1 protein-coding gene is annotated in these 702 nt (G+C 64.4%); it reads right to left on the bottom strand.

The genetic code is table 11. The features are described 5' to 3' along the window. On the bottom strand, window positions 1-522 hold a 522-nt coding region (locus ACTJKH_RS17685; protein WP_440738005.1), incomplete at its 3' end, for a hypothetical protein. Window positions 523-702: the final 180 nt, after the last annotated feature.

Raw genomic sequence — 702 nt, forward strand, 5'->3', positions numbered from 1 at the left:
GGTTGTAGCCACCTGAACGGGGGGCGCCACCGTCACGGTTGTAGCCACCCGAGCGAGGAGCACCACCATCACGGCTGTCGCGGTTGTAGCCACCCGAGCGAGGAGCACCACCATCGCGGCTATCGCGGTTGTAACCACCCGAACGAGGAGCACCACCATCACGGCTGTCACGGTTGTAACCACCCGAACGAGGAGCACCACCATCACGGCTGTCACGGTTGTAGCCACCAGAACGCGGAGCACCACCATCACGGTTGTAGCCACCCGAACGAGGGGCGCCGCCGTCGCGGTTATCGCGGTTGTAACCACCCGAACGGGGAGCGCCACCATCGCGGCTATCACGGTTGTAGCCACCCGAGCGGGGAGCGCCACCATCGCGGCTATCACGGTTGTAGCCACCCGAGCGGGGAGCGCCACCGTCACGGTTATACCCACCAGAACGCGGCGCGTCGTCGCGACGCGGACCGCTGCTGCGGTTCTGCGCGGAGCGTTCGCCAGAAGGTCGGTGACCGCGCGATCCATTGTCGTCGTTGCGACGCGGACGGCGCTCTTCCTCTTCCGGCATGATGCTCCCTGTTGTTGTTGCTGTAAACGCAAAATGGCCACCCAACGATGGGTGGCCATTTGCTTAAAAGAAGTCCGGCGGTGTCCTACTCTCCCACAGGGTCCCCCCTGCAGTACCATCGGCGCTGTGAGGCTTAG

Source organism: Microbacterium sp. 22215 (assembly GCF_052045655.1).
Classification (GTDB): Bacteria; Actinomycetota; Actinomycetes; order Actinomycetales; family Microbacteriaceae; genus Microbacterium; species Microbacterium phyllosphaerae.